The sequence below is a fragment of the Okeania sp. SIO3B5 genome (assembly GCF_010692555.1).
Taxonomy (GTDB): Bacteria; Cyanobacteriota; Cyanobacteriia; order Cyanobacteriales; family Microcoleaceae; genus Okeania.
In genome coordinates, this window is record NZ_JAAHHG010000284.1 from 1 (window position 1) to 12,965 (window position 12,965).

The window sequence follows — 12,965 nt, forward strand, 5'->3', positions numbered from 1 at the left end:
GACACGGAGACACGGAGACACGGGGATAGAGGCTTTTAATTTATGATTAAAAGTTGACTTTTCACTATTTTAGTCAGAGCAAAAGGGACGCTTATTGGCGCTCAAAATCGGCAAATTTTGGCAAATTCCACTGTTCAACAATGTCCATTACTCCCGTTTTCCCTAAATCATTAATCTACAATACTTTGAAACAGCCCTGCCTCCCAGGAGGGGAATTCATTAATTGATAATTGATAATTACCTCTGGTTAAAACCGCTCTTGATTGAATATAAGGAAATATTATTTCTTCTCTTGGTTGATTGGATATGGCGAGGGGACTTCGCCATCCCTCAACCGCTTTTTTCCCCTTGAAAGGGAAGGCTTTAGACCTTATTTTTTGCTAAACAATTAATAATTATCTCTCCTTGAAAATAAGAGGTAATTATTAATTATTAATTATTAATTATTAATTGCTTTCTTCAACTTTCATAAATTTCCAGAGGCAACCCATCTGGATCGGGAAAGAAAGTAAAACGTTTGCCAGTTATTTCATCAATTCTAATATCTTCTACTTCTATATTGTGGGATTTCAAATAATCGACAGATTCATCAATATTATCTACTTCTAAAGCTAAATGTCTCAAACCACAAGCTTCTGGACGAGTTAATCTTTTTGGAGGGTTGGGAAATGAAAATAACTCTATGCGATCGCCACTTCCTACAAGTAAATCTAATTTATAAGAATTGCGTGGTTTTCTCCAAGTTTCTTGAATAATTTCAAACCCTAAAATGTTCACATAAAAATGTTTTGATTTTTCATAATCAGAGCAAATAATTGCAACATGATTGAAGCTTTTGATTTTCATAGGGTAATTCTAATAATTTGCAATAGTAATTAACAAAAAGAATATCATCAACGAAGGTAGAGAGCAGAAGGAAAAATTGGTTGGAGTTTGAGAGGATGTTTGAAAAGTTGTTTAATACTGAATTTTGCCCCCCTAGCCCCCCAATTCTGGGGGGAACAAGAATCCATTAGCTGGTAAAATTTCCCCAATTTTGAGGGATGCGCGGGGGCGAGTGATGTAGCAAATGAGACTTCTCAGACAACCTCTGAGTCCCCATCAATTTTTTCCTTATTTCTTCTTCCTTCTTCCTTATTCCTTCTTTCTTATTCCTCAGGACTTACGCATGAACGCTATTCGTAGGGTGTGTTAGCGGCAGCGTAACTGAGCGAAACCTTATATATAGTGCCTTTGCGTAAGTCCTGTTCCTTCTTCCTCCTTCCTTATTCCTTCTTCCTTATTCCTTATTCCTTCTTCCTTCTTCCTTCTTCCTTAGCAATACTAAAATATTCGCGAGCAAGATGCTCGCACTATCAAATTTATTACCGAATAATTAAGATTTAAAGCCTCTCCTTTCAAGGAGAAACAAGAAAAATTTTGCCTTTGAGTCAATCCTCTCCTTGAAAAGAAGAGGTAATTATTAATTATTCATTATTAATTATTAATTATTCATTATTGATCTATACTCCATTACAACTTTCACGACTGCATGTACCCTTAACAATAACCTCATAACTTTCAGGATGAATTCCTGGTGGTAAACGATCTAATTGTAAATCACTAAAAGTTTCCCAGTCGATATCAATGATCGCGCCACACTTTTGACAGCAAAAATGATGATGAGGTTTAACGTTAGCATCATAACGAGTTACTCCCTCTTCGAGCAATACTTCCTTAACTAACCCTACTTCTCGTAACACAGTTAAGGCGCTATAAATAGTTGCCTTAGAAGAAATTGGTAACTCACGGTTGACTTCACTCAATATCTCCTCAACTGTGGGATGATCTGAACGAGATAAAAGATTGGCATAAACCGCAAACCGCTGAGGAGTAATTCTCAGTCCTTTAGATTGCATTTCTTCCTTAATTTTTGTTGCAGTATAGTTACTGTTCATTAACTTAAGCTTATTATATACATTTTATACCAGCTTCAGATTATAACACATCTCAACAAATATTGGTTGTTAAATTTAATTTAATATTATCCTTGACATTTTCTTAAATCAGAATTATTCTTAGATATAACAGAGTAAAAGAAATAATTCAGGAGAACACCATGGACTTGTCCAACTCTAACACTGCCAAAAACTTGTCTGATGCCTTTGGAGGAGAATCAATGGCTAACCGTAAATATCTCTTCTTTGCCGAAGTAACCAAGAAATTGGGCATGGAAGATTTAGCCAAACTTTTCCGGGAAACAGCTAACCAAGAAACTCAACACGCCTTTTCCCACTTTCGCCTACTTCACCCAGAGTTAGTAGTAGACGATCCATCTACCTTGACTGAAGAGCAGAAAAAAGCGATCGCTTCTCGTTGTCTAGAGTTAGCAATTGAAGGAGAGACCTACGAATATACAACTATGTACCCAGAATTTGCCGAGCAAGCACGGGTAGATCGTGATAGTGCAGCAGCAGCAGAATTTAAGGAGCAAGAGGAAGAGTCTCGGGAACACGCTTCCATGTTTCGCCAAGCAACTCATAAGTTTGGTTTATTGACTAGCATTGAGCATCACCACGCGGATCAATATACGGAAGCTCTCGAAGGTTTGAATGGTGTTGCACCGAAACAAAAAGCTGCTGGAAAGGAAGCTGCAACCCGTAAATGGATCTGTCGGGTGTGTTCGATGATTTACGATCCAGTTGTTGGCGATCCTGACTCTGGTATTGCTCCTGGTACAGCATTTGAAGATATTCCTGAAAATTGGTCTTGCCCTATTTGTGGGGCGCAGAAGAAATCTTTTGTTCCTTATGAAGAAGCGGTTGCAGCTTAAGTGTTTTTTTTGAAGGAAGAAGGAAGAGGGAAGAAGGAAGAGGGAAGAATATTGCTTGGTTTGAGTTATAAGCTTTTTATCTGTTCTAACTTTTCCTTCGACTTCTATATATCAAATCTGGCTAATAACTTACGATAAAATCATTGCCATAGGAAAGTAATCTCCAATAGTTTTTGGGATTGCTTTTCTATATTAGATTTTGCATGATTTTAATTTGTGGTGGAAAAGATAATTTCTGCTGCTTTTGGTAATTCAATGGGGATGAAATACAGCACTTTGCGACTCTATGAAGTACACCCATCGCGGGCAAGATGCCCGCACTACAAGATTTTCACCATTTACCTCGTACATCATTTGACTGAAATATGCTGTAATATCATGTCCGGATAAGAGCGTGATAAAAAGAACTTGTTCCTCCTTATATAATAGTTTTCATAAGGCGTGAAGTACATCAATGATCCCCCGCGCATCCCCCTTAAAAAGGGGGACTTCCAGTTCCCCCCTTGAAGAGGGGGGTTAGGGGGGATCTCCTGACTCCTCTGTTGTTATTTATAACTATTCAACCGGACATCGTATAATTGGTTGGATAGAAATGATATCTTAATTATTCTGAGTTTCACCTTAGTTATCGTTATCAACATTACTATCTGCAAGTTGTTGTTCATATTTGTCATACCAATATTCAATAACTAATAAAGATGAATGGATTAACATATCCCAATTATTATCATTGAATTTAATTTGCTTTATAGCAGGTCTAAAATGCACAATCGAATTACGAATTTTATAGACAAAATTTCCAAGATTTCCCTCTTCTACATTATTAATATTAGCTTTGACTTGACGAAGTATCTGACGTGCTGAATTGGGAGAATCTGTAATCAGTTTATTTAGTGCTTCATTTTCTTTTGGTTTCCAACCAATATAAGATTCAATATCATCAGCAAAGTTTAATAGGGAATCTTGAATATTTAATTTTTTGTGCTGCTCTTCTAGTTCTGATATGGGAAATAATCTTTCGATACATCTATAGATATCGAGAAATGAATATTTCCAAGAAAGAGAAACTAAGCTGAGTAGTAAGTTTTCATAAGGTATATTTTTTGAACCTTCAATAAATAGCTTTTCAAATTCATTAAGAGTATTTGATGAAAAATTTAATGAAACCAGTTGACTATTTTTCACATAAAAGCCAGAAATTCTAATCAAAGTTATATCATCTAAACTCAAAAAAGGAGAATTTTCTGGGATTTTATAAACAAAAATTGGTTCAAATAAGTCTCTTACTATAGAAAAATCATATCCGATTCTTTCCTTTTGAGATGGATAAAAAATTTTATCTACAATATCATAAGGACTGGCTTTTCGAGCCACTGATATTTTCAATTCAAACAATAAAGCAGTAACTATGCCTGCATTCAATTCTATAAACTGAATAACTTCTTGATTAGTTTCTAAATATTCTGGGGAACCAATGGCTACAAAATAATCATTACCGCCATATTGAAAAGATGCTGTTGCAAAGTTGGGTAAAATTTGATATTTTTGATTAATTATTTTTAAATTTTTCAACCATTCTTTTTCTTCATCATCAGTCTCAATATAACGTTTTTTTTGTTCATCTATAGGAATGTCTATATTACTTACTTCAAGAAAATTAGCTAATTCATTGAAGATATATTGATTAGCTTCGATCATATTTATAGACATCTTGGTATCAGTAAGCTCTCCAACATGGTGTCATTACTTGAACCTCGAAATCTTCATCTATTAAGACCTTAAAAGCTTCTAAGAAAAACGCTCTTTCAAAGTTAGTAGTTCTACCTTTTTTTTGACTAATTAATTCGTTAAGTGTTGGAAAATCTAAAAAATCACTTATTTCGCTATGTTTCATTTCTTTGACTTTTTCAAAAAGTTTATTTGCATGATTTTTAATTTCACTCCACCTTTCATTTTGTGTTTCTAAACTATAATCATTACCAGGTCTACCTTGTACATATAAAGCGATAGAAGTTACAAAACCAATACAAGCTGGATGACTACGAAATAAGTCTTTACCTTCTTTAAAATATCCCTCTTCATTTGTATTTTTATACGCAGATAGAGCTGAGTCAAAGTCAGCTAGACATCCTATTACTTCATAAAATATATTCGTAAAATTAGGATTAGCTACTGATTCTATAAAGTCTTGTCTAGTAAACTCATCCGCTAATCTCTCTTGTAAGTCAACTTTTTCCTTTCTAGAACCGAAAACTAAAAATAGCTCAATCATCCTATCTGCTTGATATTGACGAGGGTTTTTACGTTTCTTTGAATCGTCAATTTTTATGATATCTATATCAGGGAATTTTTCCTTTAGTTCCTTCAAATTTTCTTTAAAAACAGTTTCAATTTGTCTTCTCAAGTTCCAAGGAATTTGTCCTGTGTTTAATACTAACATCCGATAGATAAGACTATTTACTTGAGATGCTATCCAATATTCTATACGAACTTTATTAGCCCTAATATCAGTAGTTTTTTGGGCTTCATATAAAGCTGTTGTTCTTTGCATACCATCAATTATAGATATATTTTCAGGATGGTTTGTAATTAGATTTAGAAAGTCATCTCTATCTAATTGTTTGAGAGTAGATAACTTGTCCTCCGAAGTAATTACTCCTACAACTATTGGTGGTAATATAGCTCCTTTTTTCAAATCTTCGACCATTCTTTTGCGAATCCGAATAGCTGTTGTTGTTTTTACAGTATCCCTTTGTCCTTCTAAACCTCCTCTATCATTAAAAACTTTTTCTACCATTTCTAAATATTCTGCTACTCTCAACTGAATCATTACAGAATAACAGTTAACTCTTTCATCTTTGATAATGTCTATATTTGTTGTCATTTATCTTACCTCTGATGCTATATATTTGTAATTCAATTATTAACTTTAATCTAGTCATTAAATCAGCATAGCATATATTGATTTAATCCTACATAAATAATAATGGCCTAACAGCAAAATATCCTAAAGTAACAGTAAAATTATCCTGTTGCTTTGTCACTGCAAAATTCACCACAACTTCACAAGCAACAGCAACAGTTAACATTACTAAATTTCTCGCTAATGGATAATCACAAATATCATCATTGACTGGAGAAGGTACTCGATAATTTTCATTCCAAATTATCTCTGAATATTCAGAAGCTAACCCTACATGAAGACAAGAAATATTAGCATCAGCACAATAATTTTTCACAGCACTCCGACTAATATTATTTACTTCTGTTTTATGTCTAATTTAGTATTGGAGCATATTGTTTTAACGCTGAGATAATTTTTTCCCTATGTTCCGTAGATAAAAGCCTAATAATATGATTACTATAATCACGTATATCAAAAAACTTTGAAATTGATTTTGATAATCCTTTGTTATTGTAATATGATCAGGCTTTTTGATAATTTTTTTCTTGAATTATTTGATTATATATTTCCAAGTTTTTATCATAGATTTTGCTGATCTTAATGGAATCACAAAGATTCTTTAATGCTACAGATAATTCGTCTTTTCCCTTAGCTTTTGCATTAAACATCTTTTTTAATTTGAATTCTACATAATAGCTCATTGGTAGCTTTTTCTATACTTGTAAGAGACACATACTCAGAAAAATCTAAATTTCTTTGGGCGGAAATTCTATGAACCACTTGAGAACTTTCTTGATGTTCCTCTATCCAACGACCAAGTCTACTCTTGCCAGAGCCATTAGCTCCTATAATTACAACTGTTTCAGAGCATTCTAAAGCCTCATTTTCACTTTTTTCTTTTCTAGGTGGGAATATTAACTTTTTGCTCAACATTTCTATTTTATTCATATAAAAGTTAGATAAATTCCTAATTATTAAAATCTTAGCAAATTTTCTAATTCTAAAAATCTATAGACCTAACAGCAAAATCTCCTAAAGTCACAGTAAAGTTATCCTGCTGTTTTGTCGCTGCAAAATTCACTACAACTTCACAAGAAACAGCAACAGTTAACATTACTAAATTTCTCGCTAATGGATAATCACAAATATCATCATTTACTGGTGAAGGAACTCGATAATTTTCATTCCAAATTATCTCTGAATATTCAGAAGCTAACCCTACATGAAGACAAGAAATATTAGCATCCGCACAATAATTTTTCACAGCACTCCGACTAATACTATTATCAAAAGTGTCAATCACTAACTCACTTTTTGCTAATAGTTTACCCGCATTTTCTCCAGTTAATTTTTGAGATTGACTATCAATTTTTACTCCTAAAGCACGATAGAGACTATTAGTCAAAATTTTAACTTTAAAAGCTCCCACATCAGAACGATAATAAGGTTGAGTAGATAGGTTACGCTCCTCAATGCGATCGCAATCTATAACCCGTAATTTACTAAACCCAGAACGAGCTAAATTTTCAGTAATATTTGCTCCTAAAGCACCTGCACCACAAATAGTTATTGACAAATTTTTTAGCTTTGTCATAATTTCTGGACTGCGGTAAAGTTGTTCGTGAAAAAACATAGTTTTGAAGAAAGAAGGAAGAGGGAAGAAGGAAGAAGGAAGAAGGACTAAAGTTGGAAATAAGAAGGAAGAAGGTTGAATATATACGTTTTCTCAGAATTGCTCTAGTGCAGGATGGCGGAAATAACTGACCAGTTATAAAATCCTCAAACAATTACAAATCAATACTTTTGACTTTTAACTTTTGACTTTTAACTTCCGCGTAGCGGCACTAGGTTCTCTCAGAGAGTTAGATACCCAATTAATTATTGCTAAAGCATTGACATACTCCCGGCATCAAATCACAGATTATGATGCGGGATTCTCATCATTGATGATTCTACGCTCACAGAGATGACTTAGATTGGCAATATTGCTATTGCTAATCCAGAGGTCGGACTCTCCCGTAGCTTTTGGGTTTCCCCCAGGTTCCGAGTGCCCCTCGGTACTGTTGACTACTGCTCCCAACATTTCTAAACCTTTAGCTAGAATCTTTCTTGCTGCATTATGGTCTCTGTCAGCAGTATAGCCACAATGCGGACATTTGTGGGTTCTAACTGATAATGATTTCTTAACTGTCTGCCCACAATTTGAACAATTTTGGCTAGTGAAATGTGGAGGTACTGCTATACAAGCAATTCCATGCAACTTAGCATAGTATTCTAACCATTCGGTGAACTGATACCAACTTGCATCAGATATAGATTTAGCTAAGTGATGATTTTTAACTAGGTTAGCAATCTTCAAATCCTCGTAGACTACCAAATCGTTAGATTGGATTAACGCCCTTGCAGTTTTTATTGCATAGTCTTTACGTTGTCTACTAATTTTGAGATTTGCCCGCGCTAATTGAATTCTTGCTTTGTGGTAGTTATTTGACTGAGGTTTTTTACCTTGCTCGTGGCGACGTGATAATCTCCTTTGTAGCTTTTTTAGTCGTTTTTCTGACTTTCTCAAATACTTAGGATTTTCTACAACATCACCATTACTATCAGTATAGAAAGCATTTAAACCTAAATCTATTCCTACTACATTGCCTTGAAAATTATGAGTTTCTTTTCTCTCTACATTTACTAAAAATTGACAATAATAGCCATCCGCCCTTCTAACAACTCTGACACGACTTATTTGCTGTTGTGAATACCAAACTAGATCGCGACTTGTCCATAGTTCAAATACACCAGCTTTAAAACCATCTTTAAACTCAATTTTCTTTCTGTCTGGGGATAGCTTATAACCAGTTGTTTTATACTCTATTGAACGAGTGAATTTTTTGAATTTAGGATAGCCCTTTTTACCTGGTAACTTCAGTCTACAATTTTTGTAGAATCGTTGTATTGATTGCCATGTCCTGTCGGCTGATGCTTGTCTTGCTTGAGAGTTTAACTTTTTCACCCAAGGAAAATTACTATCCTTTGCTAGTACAGAACAAAGCTTTTGTAAGTCGTTGCGCTTGACGTTTTTATTATCCATCCAATAGCGCAAACAACTGTTTCTGATGAATTGACCTGTGAGAATCATTTCATCTAAAACTTTGTACTGATTTTGACTGCCTTTTAATTTTGCCTCAATTACTAGCAAAGCTGTTGTTAATTCCTTGACTACATTTATTGTTATAGCTAAATTTACCCAAAATGTCTACTAGATAAACTATTAATATTTGTGTATAATTATGACATTGAATCACAATTACATATTCACCATTCATCCAGACACGCTCATCAAAGATTATAGCGCTGGCCATAGGAGTGATTGCAGGTAAACTTAGCTAAACCAGAACTATTTAATTCTATCATTCAAGAAGTTGATGAACTACAACGTCTTATTATAGCCACTATTCGTAAATTAGAAGCATAATTTTTCTCCTTTCTTCCTTTTTCCTGGTTTCTTGCAACTTCAGTCTTTACTTCCTTCCTCCTTCTTCCTTTTTCGGTCTTTCCTTCCTTCCTTCTTCCCTTCTTCCTTCTTCCCTCTTCCTTCTTCCTTCTTTAATATCTCTGTTCAACAACACCCACTAAAGACTGTAAATCAAAATGTCGATCGCCCCCACTCAGACAAATACCAGCACTCACCACAGTCAAATCATTTTTATCAATAGCAGAAGTATGACGTTCCCCATCCCTTGTCACCCATTCTACTTGCCAATAAGTAGAGCGATCGCGAAAATTCTGCAATTCACCTCCTCCCATTTCTAACGCCTCACGCAGTTGTTTTTCATCCCTTTGTTGTTGCATTTGTTTCATAAACTCTTCTTTTTGTCGCGCTACTAAGTCATAAACTATTTTCATTTCTGGAGTTATCCCCTTAAACCTGACTTCTTTGGGTGGCGTAATATTTTTGAACGCTTCCCGCAACTGTTCCGCAACAAAAGGATCGGCACGGCGATCGATATCTTCAAACCACCAGGAACTACCATCAAATCTGGCAATTATTTGCTCAAACATAGCTCCTTCTGTTACTAGATGAACTGCTATAGGTTTAGCAAAACCAAAACGTTGTTTAGCATCAGATTCATTAGTTGGATATGCCAGCCATTTTTGCCCTTTTAATTGACAGGCAAGGAATAATTTCAGAGGTTTCAAAAGTTGGAAATATTCCTCTAATTGAGGTAAGTTTGGTTCTTCTACAAACTTTGCTATTTTATCATTAATTGGTTGAAAAATTCCCCAACCTTCAAATTTTTTAGGTTGAGTTTGAAAGGTATAAACCATTCCTGCTACTCTTGTTTTAACTCGCCCACCTCCAACACAAGGTGCTAGAAATTGAATATTATTTAACTGTGCTTCTTGAGCGGCTAATTGGTTTAATAAATTTTTAATATCTGCCATAGTTTTTGATGTATTGAAGAAGGAAGAAGGAAGAAGTTAAAAGTTATCAACTGGAAGGAAGATAGTAATATTTAATTTCTGGAGATGTCTATTTAACAAAAAATAAATAGTTTGGAAACAAGAATTTTACAGCAGGTTCCATTAAGCGTGAGGTATAACCATCGCGGGCAAGATGCCCACACTTGCATTCATTTAATTGTTAATCTCTGTACTTCTTATGCGAGGAATCTGCTGTGAATTTTAACCTCTTAATATCAAATCCGTTTGCTGAGTGAGTAATATTATTAGGACTTACGCATGAACGCTATTGTGGACTGTTTCACCTAAAATAGTGCATTAGAATTGTCATTGCGAACGGTAGTGTTTGCGGAGCATGACCTTAGGAAAGCAATCTCTGATATCATGTCCGCTGGTATCGTTTCTGTAAACCCAAAGGTGAATACCTACAGGAAATTTAAGTTTTTTTCTTGCTCTTAGGTATTCCTGACTGTTCCCTGTTCCCAGTTAAGTGTTCCTTACCCTTGCTATACAATACCGATGCTACCGGACATGATATGAGAGGTTGTCTGAGAAATTTGCTATATCCAAGCCCCTGCGCATCCCCCAAAATTGGGGGACTAGAGCAAGCAAATAGACTCTTGCTCCCCCCAAAATTGGCTTGCTCGGGGGGCAAAATTCAGTATCAAAAAACTTTTCAGATATCCTCTTACAAATTTTCTATTGCAACATTTAAGATGAAACAGTCCACTACCATCAGTAGAGGCAAACGGCCATTCCTGAATAGTAATACTATGTTTGATTACCATCTCCCCATCTCCCCATCTCCCCATCTCCCCATCTCCCCAACTTCCCATCTTCTACTGGGTTTGAACTTAAGCCCAAATGCGTCCGCGACGGAAAGATGGATCGTCTTCCCTCTTATGGTCTTTGAACATAATTTTCCAACGTGCATAGTCTTCCAAACCAGTTGCCTGCATCATAGATTTTTGTTCTTGTTCAGATATATCTTGTTTTTCGCTGTTACTGAAATTTTGAGAAGCTTGAGATTTTTGCTTTTTTGACATAATTATCCTTATTTTACAACATTATAAATTTTTTCAAGATTAGCGATCGCCCGACGATACAGGTGCAAGTAACTCTCAACGAACCCAACCAGAAAACTTGAGCTGATTGTAAGTCGGATAATTATAGGGAGCTGGATCGTTATAATTCGCCCCATGCATCAAGTCCATACGAATTGTTACTAGGTCTTCACCGCGACCATAAACCACATCTACTGCTAGACTAGGAGAAATAAGATCGGGTCTTTTCACTGGAGGTGTTTGTTTAGGTAATCTCATATTTATGATTCCTGACTATTTAATAATTATAATGTTAACAGCAATAGAATCAGGGTGACAATTATTAAGTTTTTTTCCCAATAATATTCTTAAGTATAGGTTTAGGTGTATACTCAGCCTGAAGATATAATTAAAAATTAACTTTAAATTGTGCCAGATTTTGCAGATATCCCTGGACTAAACGAACTGTGGACGCACACCAGAGGCGACCCTCGTATCACTGTAGTTCTCCTAGATGGAGCTGCCGATTTAGATCGAGGATGCTTTCAAGGAGCTAACGTCACAAAAATCAACTCTTATTGGCAACAACCAGTAGAATTCGACCCCAAATATATAGACATCTTCCGAGAAATCCAAAATTCCGATGAACAGAATGAGGTCAGAGAGACAAAACTAAAAGAAGCTATCCCAGACAAACTCACCAGAGAAGTCCTTGGGGCAGCTTTCCACGCTACCCATGTTTTTAGTAATATTTTTGGACAACCAGGTACTCCTGTCGAAGGTATTGCTTACAAATGTCGGGGTATTAATATTCCCATAGGTTATGGTAATGACTATTACGTCGATCCTATAAACTTAGCTCGTGGCATTAACCTGGCCGTAGATTTGGGGGCAAATATTATTCACTGTGCTGCCTGCCGTCCTAGCAAAACTGGCGTTGCTCACGAACTACTGGAAAAAGCAGTACGTCAAGCTCTAGAAAATAATATTTTAATCGTCGCTCCGACTGGAAACAATAAAGGTGAATGTTGGTGTCTTCCGGCAATATTACCGGGAGTAATGTCGGTAGGGGCAATGAAAGATAATGGTCAAATATTCAAATTTAGTAACTGGGGTGGGCAGTACCAAAAACAAGGTATTATTGCTCCTGGAGAAAATATTCTTGGTGCCCAACCAGGAACAGAAGAAACTGTTCGTAATAAAGGTACCAGTTGTGCAGCACCAATGGTAACAGGTATTTCGGCACTTCTAATGAGTTTACAATTGCAGCAAGGAGCAGCTCCAGATGCAGAAGCAATACGAGCAGCATTAACAAATAGTGCTATTCCCTGTACTTTGGAAGATACTGAAGAAGTCGAACGTTGTATGTTGGGTAAGCTCAATGTTGCCGGAGCTTTTCAACTTTTGACAGGAAAGCAGTTAGTAGCAGTGGAAGTTTCTACCGTCGAGGCAACGCCAGAGGAAGATGTCATATTAGGAGATAGTGGGGTTGATAGAAAGGTAGAAGGCAGAGGGCAAGAGGCAGGAGGGATTTATCCCGATACCGTTCGTGTAGTGTCTCCGCAGGAGATAGGTAGGAGCATTCTGCCAACAAAAGGTGGCTTAAAACCCCAACTAAACGGGAGTTCAGTGGCTCCCATTAAGTCGGAGTCAGAATCCTCAACTGAACAGAACCTTCTGCCTTCTGCCTCCAGCCTTCCGCCTTCTCGGAGTTCAGTGGCTCCCATTAAGTCGGAGTCAGAATCCT

16 protein-coding genes are annotated in these 12,965 nt (G+C 36.0%); 2 read left to right on the plus strand and 14 right to left on the minus strand.

What is annotated here, in order from left to right:
• Nucleotides 1-459: 459 nt before the first annotated feature.
• Nucleotides 460-846 carry a VOC family protein gene (locus F6K54_RS28355; protein ID WP_293064125.1) on the minus strand — a complete coding sequence of 129 codons (387 nt, stop codon included), beginning with the start codon at nucleotides 844-846 and terminating at the stop codon, nucleotides 460-462.
• 656 nt (nucleotides 847-1,502) lie between these two features.
• Nucleotides 1,503-1,937 carry a Fur family transcriptional regulator gene (locus tag F6K54_RS28360; protein ID WP_293085156.1) on the minus strand — a complete coding sequence of 145 codons (435 nt, stop codon included), beginning with the start codon at nucleotides 1,935-1,937 and terminating at the stop codon, nucleotides 1,503-1,505.
• A 161-nt stretch (nucleotides 1,938-2,098) separates the two neighbouring features.
• On the opposite strand from F6K54_RS28360, the gene rd reads away from it, so the two are divergent.
• The gene (rd, locus tag F6K54_RS43215; protein ID WP_366558255.1) at nucleotides 2,099-2,812 is read left to right on the plus strand and encodes a rubredoxin; all 714 of its coding nucleotides are present in this window, start codon (nucleotides 2,099-2,101) and stop codon (nucleotides 2,810-2,812) included.
• Nucleotides 2,813-3,433: 621 nt separating this feature from the next.
• On the opposite strand, the gene F6K54_RS28375 is transcribed toward rd, so the two are convergent.
• From F6K54_RS28375 to F6K54_RS28430, 12 genes are all read right to left on the minus strand, one after another.
• Nucleotides 3,434-4,522, minus strand: a complete 1,089-nt coding sequence (locus F6K54_RS28375) for a hypothetical protein (protein WP_293085158.1) — start codon at nucleotides 4,520-4,522, stop codon at nucleotides 3,434-3,436.
• Nucleotides 4,523-4,529: 7 nt separating this feature from the next.
• Nucleotides 4,530-5,696, minus strand: a complete 1,167-nt coding sequence (locus F6K54_RS28380; protein ID WP_293085160.1) for a hypothetical protein — start codon at nucleotides 5,694-5,696, stop codon at nucleotides 4,530-4,532.
• 88 nt (nucleotides 5,697-5,784) lie between these two features.
• Nucleotides 5,785-6,051: a hypothetical protein gene (locus F6K54_RS28385; RefSeq protein WP_366558256.1), complete on the minus strand. Its 267-nt coding sequence runs from the start codon at nucleotides 6,049-6,051 to the stop codon at nucleotides 5,785-5,787.
• A gap of 187 nt (nucleotides 6,052-6,238) precedes the next feature.
• Nucleotides 6,239-6,385: a hypothetical protein gene (locus F6K54_RS28390; RefSeq protein WP_293085163.1), complete on the minus strand. Its 147-nt coding sequence runs from the start codon at nucleotides 6,383-6,385 to the stop codon at nucleotides 6,239-6,241.
• Nucleotides 6,378-6,665, minus strand: coding sequence for a hypothetical protein (locus F6K54_RS28395; protein ID WP_293085164.1), 288 nt, complete (start codon nucleotides 6,663-6,665; stop codon nucleotides 6,378-6,380). The genes F6K54_RS28390 and F6K54_RS28395 overlap by 8 nt, the downstream gene beginning before the upstream one ends.
• Before the next feature lie 52 nt (nucleotides 6,666-6,717).
• Nucleotides 6,718-7,350, minus strand: a complete 633-nt coding sequence (locus tag F6K54_RS28400; protein ID WP_293085167.1) for a ThiF family adenylyltransferase — start codon at nucleotides 7,348-7,350, stop codon at nucleotides 6,718-6,720.
• A gap of 288 nt (nucleotides 7,351-7,638) precedes the next feature.
• On the minus strand, nucleotides 7,639-8,910 hold the full coding sequence (locus tag F6K54_RS28405) for a transposase (RefSeq protein WP_293085170.1): 1,272 nt from the start codon (nucleotides 8,908-8,910) through the stop codon (nucleotides 7,639-7,641).
• Nucleotides 8,897-9,073: a hypothetical protein gene (locus tag F6K54_RS28410; protein WP_293085172.1), complete on the minus strand. Its 177-nt coding sequence runs from the start codon at nucleotides 9,071-9,073 to the stop codon at nucleotides 8,897-8,899. Before F6K54_RS28410 ends, F6K54_RS28405 begins: the two co-directional genes overlap by 14 nt.
• Before the next feature lie 244 nt (nucleotides 9,074-9,317).
• A complete protein-coding gene (locus F6K54_RS28415) occupies nucleotides 9,318-10,157 on the minus strand; it encodes a hypothetical protein (protein WP_293085175.1) in 840 nt (279 codons plus the stop codon).
• 617 nt (nucleotides 10,158-10,774) lie between these two features.
• Nucleotides 10,775-11,011: a hypothetical protein gene (locus F6K54_RS28420; RefSeq protein ID WP_293085178.1), complete on the minus strand. Its 237-nt coding sequence runs from the start codon at nucleotides 11,009-11,011 to the stop codon at nucleotides 10,775-10,777.
• Between the two features lie 18 nt (nucleotides 11,012-11,029).
• Nucleotides 11,030-11,221 carry a cyanobactin biosynthesis PatC/TenC/TruC family protein gene (locus F6K54_RS28425; RefSeq protein WP_293085181.1) on the minus strand — a complete coding sequence of 64 codons (192 nt, stop codon included), beginning with the start codon at nucleotides 11,219-11,221 and terminating at the stop codon, nucleotides 11,030-11,032.
• 75 nt (nucleotides 11,222-11,296) lie between these two features.
• Complete coding sequence (locus F6K54_RS28430; protein WP_293085183.1) at nucleotides 11,297-11,497, minus strand: cyanobactin biosynthesis system PatB/AcyB/McaB family protein; 201 nt, start codon at nucleotides 11,495-11,497, stop codon at nucleotides 11,297-11,299.
• A gap of 150 nt (nucleotides 11,498-11,647) precedes the next feature.
• Between F6K54_RS28430 and F6K54_RS28435 the strand changes: the two genes are divergently transcribed.
• A partial coding sequence (locus tag F6K54_RS28435) for a S8 family serine peptidase (RefSeq protein ID WP_293085186.1) occupies nucleotides 11,648-12,965 on the plus strand: 1,318 nt, incomplete at its 3' end.

Coding starts and splice junctions, on each gene's coding strand:
- F6K54_RS28380 (WP_293085160.1), bottom strand. CDS start 5,696: ATGACAACAAATATAGACATTATCAAAGATGAAAGAGTTAACTGTTAT.
- F6K54_RS28420 (WP_293085178.1), bottom strand. CDS start 11,011: ATGGGAAGTTGGGGAGATGGGGAGATGGGGAGATGGGGAGATGGGGAG.
- F6K54_RS28390 (WP_293085163.1), bottom strand. CDS start 6,385: ATGTTTAATGCAAAAGCTAAGGGAAAAGACGAATTATCTGTAGCATTA.
- F6K54_RS28375 (WP_293085158.1), bottom strand. CDS start 4,522: ATGTCTATAAATATGATCGAAGCTAATCAATATATCTTCAATGAATTA.
- F6K54_RS28430 (WP_293085183.1), bottom strand. CDS start 11,497: ATGAGATTACCTAAACAAACACCTCCAGTGAAAAGACCCGATCTTATT.
- rd (WP_366558255.1), top strand. CDS start 2,099: ATGGACTTGTCCAACTCTAACACTGCCAAAAACTTGTCTGATGCCTTT.
- F6K54_RS28355 (WP_293064125.1), bottom strand. CDS start 846: ATGAAAATCAAAAGCTTCAATCATGTTGCAATTATTTGCTCTGATTAT.
- F6K54_RS28425 (WP_293085181.1), bottom strand. CDS start 11,221: ATGTCAAAAAAGCAAAAATCTCAAGCTTCTCAAAATTTCAGTAACAGC.
- F6K54_RS28360 (WP_293085156.1), bottom strand. CDS start 1,937: ATGAACAGTAACTATACTGCAACAAAAATTAAGGAAGAAATGCAATCT.
- F6K54_RS28410 (WP_293085172.1), bottom strand. CDS start 9,073: ATGGCCAGCGCTATAATCTTTGATGAGCGTGTCTGGATGAATGGTGAA.
- F6K54_RS28415 (WP_293085175.1), bottom strand. CDS start 10,157: ATGGCAGATATTAAAAATTTATTAAACCAATTAGCCGCTCAAGAAGCA.
- F6K54_RS28400 (WP_293085167.1), bottom strand. CDS start 7,350: ATGTTTTTTCACGAACAACTTTACCGCAGTCCAGAAATTATGACAAAG.
- F6K54_RS28395 (WP_293085164.1), bottom strand. CDS start 6,665: ATGAATAAAATAGAAATGTTGAGCAAAAAGTTAATATTCCCACCTAGA.